Below are 20,846 nucleotides of genomic sequence, written 5' to 3'. Positions count from 1 at the left end.
CGGTGGGGCGTGGATAATGCACTCAGCTTATGTTTGTGCAAGACGAAGCGGTAGACACATCCTGCCTCAACCTTGCCTGATTCTGCACGGGGTGATGTAGCGGCGCCTCTAGCATTGGGCAGCCCCCGTAAAACTTGCTTGAAAGCTCGGTTTCATTGACCTGAAAGCCTTTTGCCGGTTGGCAAGGTTTCTTTGCGATGCGCGCAGGATTGTGCAACAAGCCGGCAGGAATCGACTAACCGCGCTGTCGGGTGCGCGATTAACCTTTGATCCTGTCGCAGCCCGTCCCACGGCTGCCACTCGAGTACCTGGGAGGGTTGAACATGTCTACGCAGATCCCCGTCAGTCATATGGCCTTTGTCCGTGCCCACGCCGGGCGTTCGGTGGAACTCGGTGCGCGTCTGAGCGCCCTGATCGAGCCGACGCGCAATGCACCGGGTTGCCTGAGCTTTACCCTGCAACAGTCGCAATGCGATACCGAGTTGTGGCTGGTGTCCGGTTTCTGGATCAACCAGCAGGCCATGACCGCGTACTTCAGCACCCCGGCGATGGACGTGTTTGCTGAATTGGTGCAGGACCTGGTGGTCAACAGCCTGGATTTCCACACTTTCAAGGAAGTGTCGGCGGCCCAGGCGCAGGGTCAGACCCAGTCGTGGGTACACAAAATGGCGGGTTGAGGGTTTAATGACCGCATTCTCAACCAGCCAGGATCCGCGACATGGCACGTAAAGCCTTTGAACACTTCGAAGCCGTTTCCGCAGTAGTACCGGGTGAGGGTGGATACCACGCCGCCATCGCCGTCAAAGCCCTGGGTGGCGCGGGCGCACCGCGTTTCCACAAAGTCCTCGAAGACCAGACCTTCAAGACCGCTCATGAAGCCGATGAAGCCGCCGCCAAAGAGCTGACCCGCCTCAAGGACGTCAAGGAAAATACCGACCTGCTCTGGTAACTACTTGACCGCCCCTGGGCGATACATCTTGAACAATGCCTCTGGCCCCAGCTGAAAATAGTCCGCTGGCCCGCCGCCGCGCAGAATCGGTTCTGCCGCGGCGGTGTCGTAGACGCCATCCTTCAACAGCCATTTGGCGATATGCACGGCGACCACTTCGCCGAGAATCAGCCAGCTCGGCACCACATTCCCGTCCGCGCGCTGCAACTGGATAATCTGCGTGACCTTGCACTCAAAGGACACCGGACTTTCAGCGACCCGTGGCACCTGAATGATTGTCGAGGCGGCGGGCGTCAATCCGGACAATTCGAATTCATTCACTTCTGGCCCGACCATCGCACAGCTCTGGTTCATCTGCTCGGCCAATGGGCGAGTGGCGAGGTTCCAGGCGAATTCGCCGGTCTGTTCAATGTTGTTCAGGCTGTCTTTGCGCCCGACGCTGGAAAAACCAATGATCGGCGGAATGTAGTTGAACGCGTTGAAGAAGCTGTATGGCGCCAGGTTCAAGCGGCCGTTGGCATCCTGCGAGGAAATCCAGCCGATGGGGCGCGGGCCGACGATGGCGTTGAACGGGTCGTGTGGCAGGCCGTGCCCGTTGGCGGGTTCGTAGTAGTGGATGTCGTCGGGCATGGAGGGGTTCCTGGGCAGTGTGCGGATGGCGTTCATAGTGCAAGGATGAACCCATAATTTCCAGCAGAAGCAAATCCCGTAGGAGCCGGCTTGCTGGCTCCTACCGGGGATTGTGTTTATTCAATGAAAAGGGGCAGACCCGTGAAGGTCTGCCCCTGTTTTTGTTGCGCGGGCTGAATCAGTCCGTCTCGATCCGCGAATGCTTGCGGGTGTCTTTCATGGTCACGTACACCAGCAACGACACTGCAATACACGCCGTGACATACCAGTAATACCCGGTTTCCATGCCGATGCTCTTGAACCACAGCGCGATGTATTCAGCCGTACCGCCGAAGATCGACACGGTCAGGGCGTAAGGCAAGCCAACCCCCAGTGCACGAATTTCAGTCGGGAACAGTTCGGCCTTCACCACCGCGTTGATCGAGGTGTAGCCGCTGACGATGATCAGCGCCGCCATGATCAGGAAGAACGCGCCCCACCAGGTCTGAACGGTGTGCAGGGTGGTCAGGATCGGCACGGTGAACAGCGTCCCCAGAATACCGAAGGCAATCAGGATCGGCCGACGACCGACTTTATCCGACAGCCCGCCGATGATCGGTTGCAGGCACATGAACAGGAACAGCGTCGCCGCCGAAATGGTGGTGGAGTCGGAGATGCTCATGCCGACCGTGTTCACCAGGTATTTCTGCATGTAGGTGGTGTAGGTGTAGAACGCCAGGGTACCGCCCATGGTCAGGCCGACCACGGTCATCAGTTCCTTCGGATGGCGCATCAAGGTGCGCATCGCACTTTCCTTGGCCTTCTCTTTCTTGGTGAACGACTCGGTTTCTTCCATGCCACGACGCAGGTACAGCGCGACCACGGCACACAGTGCGCCGATGGCGAACGGGATGCGCCAGCCCCAGTCGTACAGTTGTTCGGTGGTCAGGACTTGTTGCAGCACGATCAACACCGCCAAAGCGATGAGCTGACCCGAGATCAGGGTCACGTACTGGAAGCTGGAGTAGAAACCGCGACGATCCTTGGTCGCCATTTCGCTGAGGTAGGTCGCCGAGGTGCCGTACTCGCCACCGACCGACAGGCCTTGCAGCAGACGGGCGAAAATCAGCAGGATCGGTGCGCCGATGCCAATGGTTTCATAACCCGGGCTCAGGGCGATCAGCAGCGAGCCGAAACACATCAGGTACACCGAAGCCATCAGCGCTTTTTTGCGACCGGCCTTGTCGGCGTAGAGGCCCATCAGCCAGCCGCCGATCGGGCGCATCAGGAAGCCCACAGCGAAGATCGCGGCGGTGTTCAAAAGTTGGGCGGTGGTGTCGCCTTTAGGGAAAAAGGCCTTGGCGAAGTACAGGGAGAAGGCGGCGTAGACGTACCAGTCGTACCACTCGACCATGTTGCCGACGGAGCCGCTGAAAATCGATTTGATGCGACTGGCAGTGGTTCTTTCTTTAGCCGGCACGGCAGCCGACCCAAGGGGCAGGGCGTTGGAGTTATCCATTGAAGGATCCTTCGTTTAATTGTTTTTGTGGAGCGCGTTGAAACGCAGCCTGCTGGGGCTATAGCAGGAGATGTGCCAAGGGGGAGAGGGGCGGTTTAGAGGGGTTTTGCAGATTGGGTGAGCGGAAATCCGCTTATGCTGGATTGAGTGTGAGCGGATTTTCGCTTAGCTGGCGTGGAATGGCCTTGCATGGGCCGGCCTCATCGCGAGCAGGCCAGTCCGGACACTGCAAAAATCAGCTATCAGTCAGGAACATCTCGCGCGTCAGTCCATGCCGCTGCATCTTTTCATTAAAGGTCCGGCGCGGCAGTTGCAGCTCTTCAAGCACCGCTTTCACATCGCCCTTGTGCCGGGTCAGTGCCGCGCGCAGGCAATGCGCTTCGAACGCTTCCTGCTGCGCCGCCAGCGATTGCCCCGGATCAATCCCCACCGGTTCCGGCTCACCCAGCCCCAGCACTTGCCGTTCGGCAACGTTCGCCAGTTCGCGCACATTGCCCGGCCAGTCGTGGCTCAGCAGATGACTCAACTGCGGGCCGGTCAACGGTGGAAAGGTCCGGCCCAAACGCTCGGCGGCCTGCTGTGCAAACGACTCGAACAACAACGGAATGTCTTCGCGCCGATCACGCAAGGGCGGTAGCCGCAACTCGGCGACATTCAGTCGATACGCCAAATCCTCACGAAAACGCCCGGCCCGTGCCTCATCCAGCAGGTCCGGCTTGGTCGCGGCAATGATCCGCAAATCCACGCGAATACTCTGGTTCGACCCCAAGCGCTCAAGCTTCTGCTCCTGCAACACCCGCAGCAACTTCACCTGCTGGGCCAGCGGCATGCTTTCGATTTCGTCGAGAAACAGCGTGCCGCCATCGGCGTATTCAAGCTTGCCAATACGTTTACCCGTAGCACCAGTGAACGCGCCGCTCTCGTGGCCAAACAATTCAGCTTCGAACAACTGCTCCGGAATCGCCGCGCAGTTGAGCGCCACAAACGGCTTGTCGGCTCGCGGCCCGAAGTCATGCAGGCACCGCGCGACCAGCTCTTTGCCGCTGCCGGTTTCACCGCGGATCAACACGTTGACTGGCAATGCCGCGAGGTCCAGCACTTGCCGACGCAGCGTCTGCAAGCCACGGGACACACCGAGCAGGGTGGCGTCGAGTTTGGCGCGGTTGTCGGCCTGCTCGTGCAGGGCACGGTTCTCCAAAACCAGCCGACGCTTGTCCAACGCCCTGCGTAAACTGCTCAGCAAGGTTTCGGGGCTGAACGGTTTTTCAAGGAAGTCGTACGCGCCATCGCGCATCGCTTCGACCGCCATCGGCACATCGCCGTGACCCGTCAGCAAAATCACCGGCAAGTCCGCATCGCGATGCTGGACTTCGGCCAACAACTCCAACCCGGTCATGCCGGGCATGCGCACATCGCTGAGGATCACCCCGGGAAAATGCGCGGGCAATTGCGCCAGGCATTCATCGGCGCGACTGAACAACTGCACCTCGAACCCCGACAGGCTCAGCCATTGTTCGACGGCGCTGCGAATGCTGCTTTCGTCGTCGACCACCATCACTGAATTCAACATGCGGCTGGTGCCTCCAGATCGATGGGCAAGGTCAGGGTGAACACCGCGCCGTTGCCGTGATTATCGGCACTCAGGCGTCCGCCCGCTTCGTGAACGATGGCAAACGATACCGCCAGCCCAAGCCCCAGGCCATCGCCCACCGGTTTGGTGGTGAAAAACGGATCGAACACGTTCGGCAGGTGTTCTTCGGCGATGCCGCCACCGTTGTCGCTGACCGTCAGGCGCCACAATTGCTCGTCGGCTTCGAGGCGGATTTCCAGGCGTTTGCAGGGCTTGTCGTGCATGGCGTCGAGGGCATTGCGCAGCAGGTTGATCAGCACCTGTTCCAGGCGAATGGCATCACCCCGTACCCACGCCGGACGCGTCAGGTGCAACACAGTGCTGACCTGTTCGTCACGCAGACGCGCGTCGAGCAACTGCAACGATTGATCCACCACCGCCGCCAGGTCCAGTCGTTCGCGCAGGCCGCTGGGGCTTTTGCGGGCGAAGGTTTTCAGGTGGCCGGTGAGGGCAGCCATGCGTGTGAGCATGTCGTCCACCGGTTTGAGCGCCTTGTAGGCGTCGTCGACCCGGCCGTGATCGAGCAGCAGCCTCAGCGTAGCGAGCTGCATGCGCTGGGCGGTCAGTGGCTGATTGATTTCATGGGCGAGGGCGGCCGACATCTGGCCGAGCGCCGCCAGTTTAGCCGATTGCACCAGCCCGTCCTGAGCGGTGCGCAGGTCGCGGGTGCGTTCTTCCACCAGTTGTTCGAGTTCTTCGCGGCTGCGCTGGCGCATTTTCGCCAGACGCCAGCGTTGATTGAGGAACAGCAACAGAAACACCAGCGCCAGCCACAACCCGGCAGCGGCCAGCGCGGCATTGCGACTGTCTTCGAACGCGACTTGCGGGCGACGCAACAGGTGCAGCGTCCAGCCTTCGGTGGCCAGTGGCAGCGATTCCCACAGGTAATCCGCCGTCCCGTCAGGGCCGACCACCCGCGCCAGATCGCTGTTGTCGTCGAAGCGGCGCAGGGATTGAGACTCAAGCGGCGTCAGCGGTTGCTTGTCGTACTGGCGGGTCGCCTTGAGCGCGGCGTGATCGTTGTCGTTCAGCGGTTTCAACAAGCGATAACGCCAGCCCGGCTGGTTGGCGATGAAGATGATCCCGCGTGCGTCACTGACCAGCAGCGTGTCGCTGCCCTGGCGCCATTCGCGTTCCAGTTCCGGAAACTCGAGCTTCACCACCATGGCACCGAGAAACTCGCCGTTGTCGCCGGTGACTGCGCTGGACAGGAAATACCCCGGAATGCCACTGGTCACGCCCACCGCGTAAAAGCGCCCGGTGCCTTGGGTGCGGGTCTCGCTGAAGTAGGGGCGAAAGCCGTAGTTGTGGCCGACGTAACTGCTGGGCAAGCGCCAATTGCTGGCGGCCACGGCGAGGCCGGTGCGGTCGAGCAGTTCGAGGGTCGAGGACTGGGCGGCGCCGTTGATTTTTTCCAGCTTGCGATTCAGTACGTCCTGTTGCTCAGGCGATACCGTGCCGTTGAGGGCGGCGCGCAACTCCGGGTCCAGTGCGAGCACGGCAGGCAGGGCGCGGTAGCGGTCGATCAGGGTGTGCAGGGAATTGGCGTACAGCGCCAATTGCTGATTGGCGCGCGCAGCGTCTTCAACCAGGGCCTGGCGTTCGGTGTGGCGCATGGCGAAACCGGCGGCCAACACGGCACCGGCGATGATCACTGCGGTATAGAGAGACAGGCGCAAAGTACGAGAAGTCGGCAACATGCTGTAGGAAACAGAAAAAGGTACGGGCGCGCACCATAGCATGCCGCCCGTGCCGGTTATCGTTGCGACGTTGATCCCCTTTTAAAGGGAGGTGACTTTGGAGGACTGGGTGTTCAGCAGTCCACGGGTATTTCTCAGCTCGTTAATGGCGCCATGGGTTAATAGTCTCAGACTGGCGACCGTATCGCCGGACGAGGTATGGAGTTTGCCCGGAATGAAACTGAAGGTATTGACTGCCTGCGTTCCGGTAGCGGCGAACATCGCTTCAATGTTATTCAGACTGTCTTCCAGGAGGCCGATCAGGTTGGTGATGTTCGCGTTCAGCCTGTCAATTTTCTCTGGCGTGAGATCAGCGCTGGCACCCATCACTTCGTGCACGATTTCGGGCAGGCCTGACAGGGCGGATACTCCAGCGCTTAATTCACTCGCCAGTGGTGTATTCGCTAATTTGAGCGTGGTGGAAGTGGCCAGATTGATGCCCTCTTTGCCACCTTTCAAAATTCCTTTTTGATTCATGTCGGCAACACCTTTGGCAATGCCTTTGACTTTGGCGCCGATAAAAGGGACTAACTCCATGGTCTTGTATTCACCCTTTTTTGCGATCCTATCGGGGTCCAGTTTCCTTGATTTCAATTGGACGGATGTACTCAGACCCGCGCGTTCCGCCGCCCAGTCAATACTGAAGCTCACTGCTTTTTTTGCCGCTATGCCTGCGACAAAACCAACGGCAACACCCGCCGGGCCAGCGGCTGAACCCAGCGCACTGACCCCTATGCCTATGCCGACTCCGGCCCCATAGGCAATTATCTGGCTGCCAATATGCGTCGCCGTTCGGATCGCGGCGGAGGACCCCAGCGCTGCTGCCGAGCGATGGTTAAGAATCTGCCCTTGGGCTTCCCTGGCTCGGCGAGCCGAGAGCGCGACGATTTTTGTATGTTTGTACACTGCCTGATTCAGGTCTGATCGATCGCCCCTGGCTTTCTGTGTGGTGCGGCTTTGCGCTTTTCGCTCATCGCGTTGCCGGGGTGTTTCCAGCGTGGCGTTCAGGAAATTTTCAAGTGTCTGACCATCGGGGTCGATAAAGACGATCGGGTTGTTGTTCACCATTGCATACAGATTCAGCCCGTCCACAGCGCCGCCAGGGTCGGCACTGACCCATCGCTGCAACCACGGCGCGTAATAGCGGGCGCCATAGTAATAAAGCCCGCTGCGGTCCATTTCCTTGCCTGAGTAGCGAATCGTCTTGTAGTCGGCCTCTACCGCCGAACGCGCCGCCCACCATGCGGTGCCGCCAAACGGGTAATAACATTCAAGGCTGATCAAGGCACCGTCGCGGTCCAGTTCGTGTGTGCTGGACCCCAAATGATCGTCGAGGCTATAGCGCAATTGATCCGGCTCCAGGTCATCCGGCTGGCCGCTGACCCAGTGCAGGCATCGAACATTGCCGAAAGCGAGTGGCAGCGTGACGACGTGCAGCACACTGGCGTCGTCGCGGGTGTGAATCTCCAGCCCCGGCAGGTAAAGCACTTCACGGCTGTGGGTTATTGAGCGGGTATGGGTGAGGTAGCGTTTGCACACCCGTTCGCCCTGGCTGTAGAGGTAGGTTTCCTGATCGTCCGCCAAGCCGTTGCCGTGGGTGAGCAGGGTCACCTTTTCCAGTTCATCGTGGGCATTCCAGCTCAGGGGTTGGGTACCCTCCTGCAGCAATAGCTGGTTTCCATGCCGGTCAAAGTGGCGCTCGAAATCCGGTTCCGGGTCGCCGGTTTTCCAGCGCACGCCACGGTTGCTGTCACGGTCGATTCGCATGTGCTGCGTAAAATTGTTGCCCTCACGCTGATGACGCAGCGTGGTCAGGTTATTGCCCTCATCGTAGGTGTAGTGTTCTGTGTAGCCATAACGACGGCCAGAGTCGATCGGCTGCATCGGGGTCGGCAACCCGGGGCGCAGATTGGGGATCTCTGCTTCGAAACCGCTGGCGCTGATCAGCCGGTAGAGTGAGTCATAGAGAAAGTTGCGGTGACCGTCGACGCGCTGGTTGGCACCGTACACCGTGGTCAGTGTGTGATCCTCGATGCGTAGAACATTGCCTGTGCGGTCATAGAAATATCGCAGGTTTTGCTGCAAGGCCTCGTCGGGTTTACCGGACTTGAGCGAGTCCAGGCGACCGTCGGCCGGGTCGAAGCGCCATTGGCTGATGATGCCGTTGCCGGCCACTTGTGTATGGATCTGGCCGGCCGCGTTGTACTGCGCATCCTGTAGAACACATTGCGGCTCATGGTCCTTGAGTTGCAAAAACACCTGCTTGAGTTGCCCGGCGATGTCGTAGTGCTGGTGTTGTTGGTGGCCACCGGCATCGGTCTGTGTCAATACCGCACCGAGCGGACTGTAGGTGCTGCTGCTGATGAAGGGGCCAACCTCGGCAATCGTTCGGGTTTCACTCAACGGCGCGCCTTGCAGGTTGAAGCAGCTCAATTCGAGCCACCCTGCCGGATCGACGTGTTTGATCATCTGGCCACGCACATTGCAGGCCGGATCGGCCGATGCGTCGGCATAGGTGAAGGTTTCCACGTCAGGCCGGGAGTTTTGCGCGACGGCCACCACACGTAATTGAGAATCGTAGCTCGTGCGCCAATGGTGATCGCGCCCGTCCCAACGCTGCAATGTTTCACCGGCCAGCCCCGGCAAGCTCAGCCCGCTGCCGGCATCGACGCTGTTCACTTTCAACGGTTGACCGGACAAGCTGTAGACCGTAGCGAGGTTGGGTGTTGAACCGGTGTTGAACAGACGCGGATCCCATTGAGCGATCGATTGCCCTGCCCGGTTGTAACATTGACGAGAGACAAGGCTTTCAACATCACCGCCGACCGTGTTTCGCAGGTACGCCACCTGTCTCATACACAGTGTGCGAGGGTCGTGGGCCAACAATATAGGCGTACCTTGGTGCATTGATCAGTCACTCGTTGCCATGTCGTCGTTCGATTCAAGCGGCTTTTCGTTTGACTGTACGGGCTTGCCGTGCCAGGAACTGGTTGTCCGTAGTGCTCATCTCCCTGTACCAGGCCAGGCCTGTTTGAGCGCGAGCGATGTAATCCAGGGTCGTTCGGGTCTGCGCCTGCAACACTGACCGATGAATCGGGGCAAGGGTCTTTGGCGAGGTCATGAAGTTGACGTTGGGGAGTTGGTCAGCTGGATAAATGACATCGGTGCCCAACGCGTTGAACGCGGCGTCGGCACTGGCCCAGCGCTCCTCGACAGTGCTCTTCCACTCGGTGAGCATGCCTTCTATTTTGTTGATTTTGACGGGGTCGAGACGGTTCTTGATGTCCTCTGCCTCTATGGCCCGTTGAAACGAATTGATCGCGCCAGGGATGATCGACAGCCATGAGGCCATCACTCTGTTCATCATGAAGCCAGGGTTCAATGTCGAATTGAGCGCCGGGCGAATGACCTGATCCCTGATCGATTTCCAGTTGGCTTTCACGTCTCTGGCGGCAGGAGCCAAACCCAACTCTTGATCAATGGCGGCAATGGACATCGTCGAGGTTTGCGGGATCAGCGCACCGGAGGTCAGCCCCATGCCACTGGTCATCGGATTTTCCAATGCCCCGGCTACATCTCCGCCAAGGTTGCCGCCGATCAATGCGTTGGGGTCGGTGAATTGCAGTGCGTGAGAGGCCTGAGGAAGTACGAGGCCGGCTTGCCCGCTGCCCATGACGCCCCCCTCATAGCCGATTGCACCTTTGATGCCCTCAACCACCAGGCCTTTCACCAGATTTTTTCCAATATTTGTTTGATGAATGACGTTGTCGAGTTGCTGGAGTGTCTGGTCGGCGTAGCCATTGAGGGCGGAGATGAACCTCGAGTAGTTGTAAATCACACTCTCCGCTTTCGTCTCGCCGGTGTGATCCACATAGCGCAGTGGATTGTTCCCGACAAACTGATACAGGTTCAGCCCGTCCGCCGCCCCCGCAGGATCAGCACTCACCCAACGCTGCAACCACGGTGCGTAGTAGCGAGCGCCGTAGTAATAAAGCCCGCATTCATCCATTTCCTTGCCTGAATAGCGGATGGTTTTGTAGCCCACCTCCAGTAATGACGCGGCCTTCAGCCAGGCGGTGCCGCCGAACGGGTAGTAGCCTTCGTGGCTGATCAATCTGGCGGCCTGGTCCAGCTCCATGAGGCAGGAACCCAACTGATCGTCGAGGGTGTAGCGCAGTTGATCCTGATCGATCCCGTCGGGTTTTTTGCTCGCCCAGTGCAGGCAGCGGACGCAGCCCCGACCACCCGGCAACGTTATGACGTGCAGCGTTTCGCCGTCGTCCCGGGTGCGGATTTCCAGCCCCGGCAAGTAGATCACCTGACGAAAATGGGTGAGAGTCGAGCCTTGCCATTCATGGCGCTTGAGAAGCCGTACACCCTGACTGTAGCGATACGATTCCTCATCGTTAGCGTTGTTCTCACGTTCGACCAGCGTCGCCGATGCCAGTTGATCGCGACTGTTCCAGTGCAAAGACCTGCCCGAGGCCAAGACCTGCTGATTGCCGTGGCGGTCGAACAGACTGTCGAAATCAGGGGCTGGATCTGCTTCTTTCCAGCGCACACCACGGTTGCTGTTCGGGTCGATGAACATCTTGTGGGTGTAACCGCCCACAGCACGCTCATGGGTCAACTTGATCAGGCTTCCGCCTTCGTCGTACTCGTAGCGCTGTTTATAGTTGAGGTGATTGTTGGGATCACTCGGCAAAGGGCGTCCCGGCATTTCAGAGCCTGGGGTGGCGTCACGGCCGGTGGCGCTGGTCAGCTGGTAGAACGAGTTGTGAGTGAATGTACGGCGGCCATTGATGAGCTGATTACAGTGGTACACCGGTTCAAAGGTCAGATCGTCGATATGCAGCACATTACCGACCCGGTCGTAAACGTACTCAAAGTGCTGGAGCAGATCCTGCCCGGGCACACCGGCGGTGAAGGTCGTAAGACGAGCATCGGCCTCGTCGTATAGCCAGCGGCTGAATACGTTGTTGCCGGCACGTTGCTCAATGATCTGGCCGGCCGCGTTGTACCGGGCCGCTTCAAGTACAGCCTGCCAGGTGCCTGTGGGTTCAAGCAGCAGGTGAACCTGTTGCAGTTGACCGGCGATGTCGTATCGCATCCGTTGCTGATGATGGAAGGCATCGGTCTGGGTCAGCAACGCGCCGTGCGGGTTGTAGGTCCGGCTGCTGGCGAAAGTACCGGCCTCGGTGACGGTTCGGCTGTCGCGCAATGGCTGGCCCTTGAGGCTGAAGCTGCTGAACTCGAGTGCGCCGCTGGGGTCGGTTTGTCGGATCATCCGGCCGCGAAGATTGTAGTTCGGGTCAGCCAGTGCAGAGGCGTAGGTGTCAGTATCAACGACGCCGTGTCCGCTCTCTTCAAGCATGAGCATGCGCAATTGGTTGTCGTAAGTGCTGCGCCAATGATTGCCGCGTCCATCCCAGCTCTGGAGGACTTCACCGGCCAGACCCTTCAGGTTTGTGCGCCTGCCGGCGTCGACGCTGTCAACGTTTACCGGGTGCCCGGCAAGGTCGTAAATCGTCGACAGGTTGGGCCTGGAGGCGTTGGCCAGCCGCGCGTCCCGTTGTTCCACCAGCCGCCCGAGCGTATCAAAGCGTTGCCGGGTGATGTGGGTTTCCACGGGGCCGTCCGGCACAGAGCGCAAGTAGGTCATCTGGCGCACGGTCAGGCGCCGCCCATCAACGGCCTTCACCAACGGTGTTTTCCAGTCGACCGTGCGACTCATCGCTTGCCTGCCTTGGACCCTCGCGAGTCCGGCGGGACAAAGGTGTCATTGAAATCCAGCTTGGCGGTGTACCAGGGGTGGATGATTTCCAGCGCAGTATCCGCCTTGGCGTTGATGATCTTGATCAGGCGACCCAGGACGTCGTAGTAACATTTATCGTGATAGCCAAAATTCCTGAAAGAGTGGTCATGGATGTAGCCATAAGCATTAGCGAAATAGGGGCGATAAGTGCGTACCGCCAACCCCTTGTTGTTGTATTCCACGCGTTCGCTGATGCGCCAGCGTTGCTCGGCGTGCGCCTCCTTCGGCTGGCCGTTTTCGATCACCAATTCGCCGTTTTCCACCACATAGGCCTCGCCAGGCTCGACGCGTTGCTGGGTTTGCAAGGACCGTCCGAAACCGTCGATGATGTTCAGGTCGACGTGGATTTGCGACGCCTGTTCGTCGTAGTAATCGCGATCGGCAGTCAGCACCACGCTGTGCACCGGTACGCGAACGATGGATTGCAGCAAGTCCCACAATGCCTGTTCTGCCGGCGTCCGGGACGTGCGCCTGGCCAGGCGCCGTCGGGCACTGGCGCGAATGTGAAGGTCGGGCAGCACGTAGCCTTGCAGGATCCACTCAGTGAGCCAGTCAGGTGTCTGCTTCACTGCATCAGGGAGCGTGCCCATCCAGCTGAACAGGTCCTTGCGAAAGGTACTGGCGGCATTTTGCAGCGCGTCCTTGGGAGATTCGATTGCCGTTGCGGGGCTGGAATCTTCGGGGCGGGTGTAGTTGGCAATCGGCAGGAAGCCGGCGGGCGCGCCGTTTTCCGTTCCGTAATAGGTGATGGTGTGCGGGCCGGACGGATCGTAAAGGGCTTCTTCAACGTTTTCGTTGGCATCAATGATGCGCAGCGGTTGCAGTGAGTGATAGTCGTACTTTAAGAGGGTGGTACAGCCATCCGGTTGTTCGACGCTGAGGGTCGCGAAAGCGTAATCGTCGCTGCTCGCTTTGGTTACGCCATGGCTCGGGGTTTCATTGTATTGGGTCACCCGGTAGAAGCGTTCGAGGCCTGCATACTGGGCAAAGTTGTATTGGCTGGACCAAAGATTTCTTTGCTGGTCTTCTTCCTCATCGGCCTCTTTGTTCGTCCCGAGAATCAGCGGCATCGACAAATAACCAATCTTCGTCAGTTCAGCCCGGATGTCGATTGGAGGGCTCACATCGCTGTAGACATCCAGCGCCGTCTTGTTCAATTGCGCCATTTCCAGCGGGCCTGCCAGCGCTTCGAAGCTAGCCGTGCCGTCGGGCATTATCGTGCGGTCTTGGGTTTCGAGGTAGCGTTGCACCGTTTGTGAGGTCAGCTCCCGCTGAGCTTCCCATTCGACTGATTTGAACGAGTCCATGAACTGTTCATAATCAATGGCTTCGGGGTTCAGCCCCGTCGGTGCCTGGCCCTTGGGCAAGACCAGTGCATTGCCGCGTTGCTGATAGGGCAGGCCGAGCCTCCAGCCTTGCAGATCGACCAAATGAATAAACGCAGCGCAGGTTTCGGCCAGGTAGTAGAACTGTTGAGCCCGGTCATGGGCGTCGCTCCACCATTTGCGTTCATCCACATCGGAAAAGGGTGGCTCATCCAGTTCAGTCAGGCGTCGGGCATAACTGACCGTGATGCTGTGGGTCGTCAGCCCGAACGCATCCCGACCCAGGTTCACGACATGCCGGCACAGCGGGTCATTGATAAAACGCTCATAGCGGTAGCTGATGCTTTCCAGTTGCGACACCATTAACACCGGGGCAGGATCGTGCTGACCGCGCTCACGCACTTGGCGCACGATGTAGCGGGATTGTTCGACCAGGAACGGGGTGGTCGGGTCATTCGCCGCGTAGGTTTCCACGCGCAGCACAGTGCCGGCGAGTGCGCGGGCGATTCCGTGCATAGTGGCTTCATCGTCAGGCGTAATGAGTTCTTCACACTCGTCGCCCGGGTGATAACGACAAAACAACGTGTCGCCCAGCGGGTGCGCCTTATCGTCACCGTTGAAGTAACCCTCGTCAGGCATGTCGATCTGTTGGCCGGTATGAGACCAGGTGCAGACCAGCGCCGGCGCGGTAAAGCTTTCGTCTTCGTCCGAGCCGATCTCGCTGTCAGTCTGGTGCAGCCGCCCGAAACCACGAAATTCCCGATCCCGGTCGTCGTAGTAACCCTGAAAGTAGCGGAAAAACTGATTCAGCCGATTGCCGGTGATTTCATCGAGCTGGCTTTGATGGCTCACCACTTGAATGGGGAAGGGCAGGTGACAGGTGAGATGGGTCGTGGTTTTTTCGTCCAGCCATTCTTGCGCCGAACTGCGATACACCACCTCGGTACTGCATCCCATGTTGTTATTGCTGGCGATCATCAGATAGGGCTTGGCGCCAACGAAGTCATAGCGCCAGTGCCGGGGTTTGATGTGGGGAACGGTCAGGATCAGGCTGGCGCAGCCCAGGCCTTGCAGGTCGGCGAGGGTCACTTGGCACAGGTGGTCGTAACGCACGCCTTCGGGCCAGGAAACACCAATGGGGGTCAGTTCAAAACCATTGCCGCCCCGGTTGAGATAAATCTCGAACCCGTCGGAATTCAGATAGATCAGCGCCGGTGCGCCCGAGCCGTTCAGATCGGCGATGCGCACACGCGCCGCGTCGAAGGTCGCGTCATCGAATGTCGGCCCTTCGATGACAAATCCAGTGCCGAATGTGCCGTTCCCAAGGTTCGGCCAGCATTTGATTTCGTCGTGGCGGATGCGGCACAACTCGGTGGTGTCGCTGCCCAGGAGGTTGCCCATAAACACCAGTTCGCTGCGTGCGTTGCTGATCAATGGCAGGCGGTCATCATCCGGCGTGTGAGCGACGTCTTCGCCTTTGGCAAAACCTTCCTCGCGCCGGCTGGCGTACAGGCGTACGGAGTTGGGGCCGATCAGTGCCAGCGAGCTGAGGCCATCGCCCTGCACGTCACCCAACTGTGAGACGGCGTTGAAAAACTCCAGCGGGAACGCTTTGAACGGAATAAACCCTGACCAGCTCCGATCCGGGTTCAATGCATGGAAACCCGCTACGCCGGGTTGGGCGATGACCCAGTCCAGGCGTCCGTTTCCGGTCAGGTCCATCAGGGCTTGATGGGTTTGCTTGCGGCGGTCGGCGACAGGGATGTCGTCGAGCGCAGTCCACGGGCCGTAGGTGATGCGATCACCACCGGTGCGGTCACGCAAGGGTTCGCGGTAGTACCAGCATTGGTCGTAGCGACACAGGAAACCTGGCAGTCCCTCACCGAACAGGTCGACGCATTGAGAGTGCTGGCCGTCCTCGATAGCCGGCATGTGGTCGAACGGGAAAAACACGGCGGGCAGAGTATTGAGTTCAGCACCTGAATACTCGAACTCTATCGGCGGAATGTTTTCCACGGCGCCGCTGGCGGCGTACGTCTGGTAATGCGCCGCGGTGATTTGGCTGTAAGACCAGGGGCCGGTGTTGCCCGAATACTCCAGCAGCAAGCGACGGACCAACGCCGGCTCGTCACCCAGTTCCGCAAAGCGGTGAAACATCAGCACCTGCTGGCAAAGACGGCGGGTGCCGACTTCAAAGCCTTGGCCATAAGACGAAAACGGATCCGGACGCTTCAGCCAGGGACTGAGTGTTTCACTGTCGTAGACCGGTTTTTCGGTCAGGGATCGGGTGCGCTCGCCATAATCGAATACCACGAGGAAGTGCCATGAAGGCGGCGCTGATGTGAGTACGTTCCAACCATACAAATGGCTGCTGGCCTCAAAGTTGCCATACAACACTCGATGCACATAGCGTTGGGCCCGGTAGTCGTGCGGGGCGGGCTCGTCGGCAGGGTCCTCCGCCTTGTACTCGTAGCAGATGTGCTCGCCGCGGGCGTTCATGCTTTCCTGCAGCAGCCAGGCAACCACCCGATCCGGTTGTTGCGGGTCTGCCTTGCGCGCGGTGTCGACCTTGCCAAACAGGTGCAGGCTGCCATCGGCCCCATGCACCAGCCAGAAACCTTGGGGGTTGACCTCGGAGCACCAGAATTCGATGACATCAAACGTGGTTTCGACTCGGGGTCGATATTGCACGACCCGATGGGCACCGATGGGCAAACCGCGGTATTCAGATGCGTCCCGCGACTTGATCTTGCCGTCAGCGTCGCGTTCGGCGATCAACTCCTCGCCGGAGGCACTGAGGAACACATCATCATCGGTGTAGCGCGGCACGCCTTTGCTGGTCTGGCGGGTAAAGGCGCTGAGGTTCAAATGCCAACCGACACCGAACGGCCCGTTTCCTGATTGGCTGCTATAGCTCAGGGAAAGTTGCGGGTCCCAACCGCGTCCCGGCGAAAGCGCCAGCGGCAACTCGAATGAGGCGCCACCGGTGGGGCCAACCTTGCCCCAGCTTTTGCCGATGCTGGCGATCGAGGCACTCTTGGCAATCGAGGGTTCAGTGATACTCAGGGACGCTTGCTCTTGCATGGGGCTGATCCTGTTTGGCCGGGCGTTCGTCCGTGGCGATGGTGTCGCTGACTGAAGCAGACGCTAACAAGAGGGGAGCCGTAAGTAACCTGTCAGATCTGACAGGGAGAGGGGGTTTCTCCAGATCGAATGGCTATAAAAAATAGCGGTTCAATGCCATTGGTGTTATTCACAGGCAAAAAAAAGCGGCCGGGTCGCCTTTTCAGGCAACCCGGCCGCTGTTTGGCCCGATGAAGCGCTTACTGCACTTCTACTGCCAGACTTTCACTGATCTTCTTCTGCCAGATCGCAGGACCGGTGATGTGAACCGACTCGCCTTTGCTATCAACCGCAACCGTTACCGGCATGTCTTTCACGTCGAACTCGTAGATGGCTTCCATCCCCAGTTCTGCGAAGGCAACAACGCGGGATTTCTTGATGGCTTGCGCCACCAGGTAAGCCGCGCCGCCGACTGCCATCAGGTAAACGGCTTTGTGGTCCTTGATCGCTTCGATAGCGGTAGGGCCACGCTCGGATTTGCCGATCATGCCCAGCAGGCCGGTTTGCTCGAGGATCTGACGGGTGAACTTGTCCATCCGCGTGGCGGTGGTCGGACCGGCAGGGCCAACCACTTCTTCGCGCACCGGATCAACCGGGCCGACGTAGTAGATGAAGCGACCCTTGAGGTCCACCGGCAAGGTTTCACCCTTGTTCAGCATCTCGACCATGCGCTTGTGCGCCGCGTCGCGACCGGTGAGCATCTTGCCGTTGAGCAGGACGGTTTCGCCCGGCTTCCAGCTCTGCACTTCTTCCGGGGTCAGGGTGTCGAGGTTGACGCGACGGGCCGACGGACCGGCTTCCCAGACGATTTCCGGGTAGGCGTCCAGCGGTGGCGCTTCCAGCGAGGCCGGGCCGGAACCGTCGAGCACGAAGTGCGCGTGACGGGTGGCGGCGCAGTTGGGGATCATGCACACCGGCAACGAAGCGGCGTGGGTCGGGTAATCCATGATCTTCACGTCGAGCACGGTGGTCAGGCCACCCAGACCCTGGGCGCCGATGCCCAGTTGGTTGACCTTCTCGAACAGCTCCAGACGCATTTCTTCGATGCGGTTCTGCGGGCCACGCGCTTTCAGCTCGTGAATGTCGATGGATTCCATCAACACTTCCTTGGCCATCACCGCGGCTTTCTCGGCGGTGCCGCCGATGCCGATGCCGAGCATGCCCGGTGGGCACCAGCCGGCGCCCATGGTCGGAACGGTCTTCAATACCCAGTCGACGATCGAGTCGGACGGGTTGAGCATGGCCATTTTCGACTTGTTCTCGGAACCGCCGCCCTTGGCTGCCACGTCCACTTCCACGGTGTTACCCGGAACGATGGAGTAGTGGATAACGGCCGGGGTGTTGTCCTTGGTGTTTTTACGAGCGCCCGCCGGGTCGGCGAGGATCGAGGCACGCAGTACGTTTTCCGGCAGGTTGTAAGCCCGGCGCACGCCTTCGTTGATCATGTCGTCCAGGCCCATGGTGGCGCCATCCCAACGTACATCCATGCCCACACGAACGAATACGGTGACGATGCCGGTGTCCTGGCAGATCGGGCGGTGGCCGGTGGCACACATGCGCGAGTTGATCAGGATTTGCGCGATGGAGTCGCGGGCGGCCGGCGATTCTTCACGCAGGTAGGCTTCGTGCATCGCCTGGATGAAGTCAACGGGGTGGTAGTAGGAAATGAACTGCAGGGCGTCGGCAACGCTCTGAATCAGGTCGTCTTGCTTGATCACGGTCATGAGTCGCGCTCCTCTAAAAGACGGGAACATTCAATAAGGTGCTTGCAGCTTGGGTGCATCGGTCGGTTGCAAGCACCTTTCAAGGCACGCCGGACAAGCTGGCGCGACGCTAAAAAGGCGCGGCAGTATACCGCGCCTCGCGGGCGGGTACACGCGCCGGCAGGCAATCGTTGGTCGCATACACCCCGATCTCTCTGGCCGCAGGCTTCGCCAGCTGCTACTGGTAGGTGAGAAGGGGGAGGGCGGGCCATGCTTTTGACGTCAGTTTTTTGCCCCGAAAATTGAATGGTCATTTGTCCGGCTCGCCACTAAAGTGGCAGTCGGCCTGTAGAGTAGGACACTCAAACAGCCTCTTTTCGCATGGTGAGTCAACGATTGACCCATAACGCCATCCAACGGCTTTTACTCAAACGCTTTGCCCTCGCTGCCGGCACTTACGCCCTGGCTTTGATGTTGCTGTGGCTGGCATTTTTCACCGGCCACTACAACGAACCCGCAACCAGTGTTGCTGTCGGCACGGCCATGGTGATCATCAGCCAGGCGGCGTTGTTCGCGGTGTTTTACAGCGGCTGCAACCTGCGCTTTTCCGACCCCAGCCTGACCGAAGTGCAAGTGCTGATGGGGCTGGGCTGGCAAACCTGGCTGATCGCCAATCTGGATGAAGCACGCGGCGCGTTCCTGGTGTTCTATGTACTGATTCTGCTGTTCGGGCTGTTCCATCTGTCTCGCCGGGCGTTGGTGCGGTGTGCGCTGTTGGTGTTTTTCAGTTTCAGCGCGATCACGCTGTGGGAGGGCTACCGCTTTCAATTGCCCGACCCGGCGCTGGCCGGGTTGCAAGTGTCTGTGCTGTTTATCGTGTTGATCTGGCTGGTGCTTTACGCCCGCTATGTCCAGGCGTCGCGTCAACGCATGCGGCAACGGCGCTTCGCGTTGCAAGCGCACCAGGACACCCTGCGCGGGATGATGCGCCAGCTTGAAGACCTGGTCGCCACCGACGAACTCACCGGGCTGTTCAACCGCCGCCATTTCCTGCGCCTGGCTTCCCGCGAACTCAATGCCATGGACGCCGGCGTGATGCATGGCCTGGCGTTGATCGACCTCGACCACTTCAAACGCATCAATGATGTGCACGGTCACGCGGCGGGCGACCAGGTCTTGCAAGCCTTTGCCGGTGTCGCGACCGCATGCCTGCGCGACGGCGACGTGCTGGCGCGTTATGGCGGCGAAGAATTCGTGGTGCTGGTGCCCGATTGCGATGCCGAACGCTTGACCGCGTGCTGTGAACGGTTGCGTATCGCCTTCACCGATGTCGAGTTGATCGGCCTCAATGTCGCCCATCTCAGCTTGTCGGCGGGCATGACGTTGCTGGAACTGGGCGACGATCTCGACGATGCCTTGCAGCGCGCGGATCAGGCGCTTTATCGCGCCAAGCGTGACGGACGCAACCGGTGCGCAGCGGCCTGGGAGAACGTCGATGCCTGAGTTACGCGTCGGCGAGCGTCACTTTACGGTGACGTCGGGCAGTAATCTGCTCGATGCCTTGAATCAAAACGGCGTGCCAGTGCCCTACAGTTGCCGCGCCGGCAGTTGCCATGCCTGCCTGGTGCAATGTGTACAAGGGCTACCGATTGACAGCCGCCCGGATGCCTTGAGCGCGCAGCAGCGTCAGCAAGGCTGGCGCTTGGCGTGCCAGTGCCAGGTGGTCGAGGACCTGCAGGTGCACACCTTCGACCCGCAACAGGACGGTCGTCCGGCCGAGGTGGCCGCTGTGGATTGGTTGAGCGCCAGTGTGTTGCGTTTGCGCCTGACCCCCGAGCGCCCTTTGCGCTACAACGCCGGTCAACATCTGGTGTTGTGGGCCGGCAACGTGGCGCGGCCTTATTCATTGGCCAGCCTGCCGGAAGAAGACCGCTTTCTGGAGTTTCACCTTGATTGCCGTCAGCCGGGGGCATTCAGCGATGCGGCCCGTCAGTTGAAAATCGGCGATTCGATTCGCCTCGGCGAACTGCGCGGCGGGGCCTTGCACTACGATCCGGACTGGCACACTCGCCCGCTGTGGCTGTTGGCCGCCGGTACCGGTTTGGGGCCGCTGTTTGGCGTGTTGCGCGAAGCGCTGCGTCAGGATCATCAAGGGGCTATCCGCGTCATTCACCTCGCCCATGATGCCAATGAGCATTACCTGGCCAAACCCCTGCAAGCCATCGCCGAGGGCCGTGAAAACCTCAGCGTCGAACACTGGACCCCGGCCGAGTTGCCGCAGGCATTGGCGCAACTGCGGCTTGTCTCCCGGCAAACCCTGGCCTTAGTCTGCGGAGCCCCCGACAGTGTCGACGCCTTTTCCCGGCGCCTGTACCTCGCGGGTTTGCCGCGCAATCAACTGCTGGCCGATGTGTTCCTGCCTCGTGGTTGAGCG

12 protein-coding genes are annotated in these 20,846 nt (G+C 59.7%); 4 read left to right on the top strand and 8 right to left on the bottom strand.

The features are described 5' to 3' along the window. Positions 1-323: 323 nt before the first annotated feature. Both J2X66_RS15040 and J2X66_RS15035 read left to right on the top strand, forming a co-directional pair. On the top strand, positions 324-677 hold the full coding sequence (locus J2X66_RS15040; RefSeq protein WP_310265636.1) for an antibiotic biosynthesis monooxygenase family protein: 354 nt from the start codon (positions 324-326) through the stop codon (positions 675-677). A 41-nt stretch (positions 678-718) separates the two neighbouring features. Further along, positions 719-949, top strand: a complete 231-nt coding sequence (locus tag J2X66_RS15035) for a hypothetical protein (protein WP_194940562.1) — start codon at positions 719-721, stop codon at positions 947-949. Here J2X66_RS15035 and J2X66_RS15030 read toward each other — a convergent pair whose 3' ends face one another. The 8 genes from J2X66_RS15030 to J2X66_RS14995 all read right to left on the bottom strand — a co-directional run bounded on the left by J2X66_RS15030 (position 950) and on the right by J2X66_RS14995 (position 18,433). After that, on the bottom strand, positions 950-1,579 hold the full coding sequence (locus tag J2X66_RS15030; protein WP_310265633.1) for a flavin reductase family protein: 630 nt from the start codon (positions 1,577-1,579) through the stop codon (positions 950-952). It lies immediately after the preceding gene. A 178-nt stretch (positions 1,580-1,757) separates the two neighbouring features. Further along, complete coding sequence (locus J2X66_RS15025; protein WP_310265631.1) at positions 1,758-3,077, bottom strand: MFS transporter; 1,320 nt, start codon at positions 3,075-3,077, stop codon at positions 1,758-1,760. A 235-nt stretch (positions 3,078-3,312) separates the two neighbouring features. Then, on the bottom strand, positions 3,313-4,647 hold the full coding sequence (locus J2X66_RS15020) for a sigma-54 dependent transcriptional regulator (protein ID WP_310265629.1): 1,335 nt from the start codon (positions 4,645-4,647) through the stop codon (positions 3,313-3,315). Further along, positions 4,641-6,407 carry an ATP-binding protein gene (locus tag J2X66_RS15015; protein ID WP_405046779.1) on the bottom strand — a complete coding sequence of 589 codons (1,767 nt, stop codon included), beginning with the start codon at positions 6,405-6,407 and terminating at the stop codon, positions 4,641-4,643. Before J2X66_RS15015 ends, J2X66_RS15020 begins: the two co-directional genes overlap by 7 nt. 81 nt (positions 6,408-6,488) lie before the next feature. Then, complete coding sequence (locus tag J2X66_RS15010) at positions 6,489-9,302, bottom strand: RHS repeat-associated core domain-containing protein (RefSeq protein ID WP_310265625.1); 2,814 nt, start codon at positions 9,300-9,302, stop codon at positions 6,489-6,491. A gap of 85 nt (positions 9,303-9,387) precedes the next feature. Then, positions 9,388-12,180 carry an RHS repeat-associated core domain-containing protein gene (locus J2X66_RS15005; RefSeq protein ID WP_310265623.1) on the bottom strand — a complete coding sequence of 931 codons (2,793 nt, stop codon included), beginning with the start codon at positions 12,178-12,180 and terminating at the stop codon, positions 9,388-9,390. Further along, positions 12,177-16,670: a SpvB/TcaC N-terminal domain-containing protein gene (locus tag J2X66_RS15000; RefSeq protein WP_310265621.1), complete on the bottom strand. Its 4,494-nt coding sequence runs from the start codon at positions 16,668-16,670 to the stop codon at positions 12,177-12,179. Before J2X66_RS15000 ends, J2X66_RS15005 begins: the two co-directional genes overlap by 4 nt. A 239-nt stretch (positions 16,671-16,909) precedes the next feature. Continuing rightward, positions 16,910-18,433 (bottom strand): fumarate hydratase, encoded by a 1,524-nt coding sequence (locus J2X66_RS14995; protein ID WP_019581511.1) that lies wholly within the window; start codon positions 18,431-18,433, stop codon positions 16,910-16,912. 375 nt (positions 18,434-18,808) lie between these two features. On the opposite strand from J2X66_RS14995, the gene J2X66_RS14990 reads away from it, so the two are divergent. Next, the gene (locus tag J2X66_RS14990) at positions 18,809-19,915 is read left to right on the top strand and encodes a GGDEF domain-containing protein (RefSeq protein WP_194940556.1); all 1,107 of its coding nucleotides are present in this window, start codon (positions 18,809-18,811) and stop codon (positions 19,913-19,915) included. After that, entirely contained in the window at positions 19,908-20,843 is a 936-nt protein-coding gene (locus tag J2X66_RS14985; protein WP_310265616.1) for an iron-sulfur-binding ferredoxin reductase, read from the top strand. The genes J2X66_RS14990 and J2X66_RS14985 overlap by 8 nt, the downstream gene beginning before the upstream one ends. Positions 20,844-20,846: the final 3 nt, after the last annotated feature.

This window comes from Pseudomonas sp. 3296, from assembly GCF_031456615.1.
GTDB classification, from domain to species: domain Bacteria; phylum Pseudomonadota; class Gammaproteobacteria; order Pseudomonadales; family Pseudomonadaceae; genus Aquipseudomonas; species Aquipseudomonas mucoides.
This window is presented reverse-complemented; position numbering and strand designations above follow the sequence as displayed.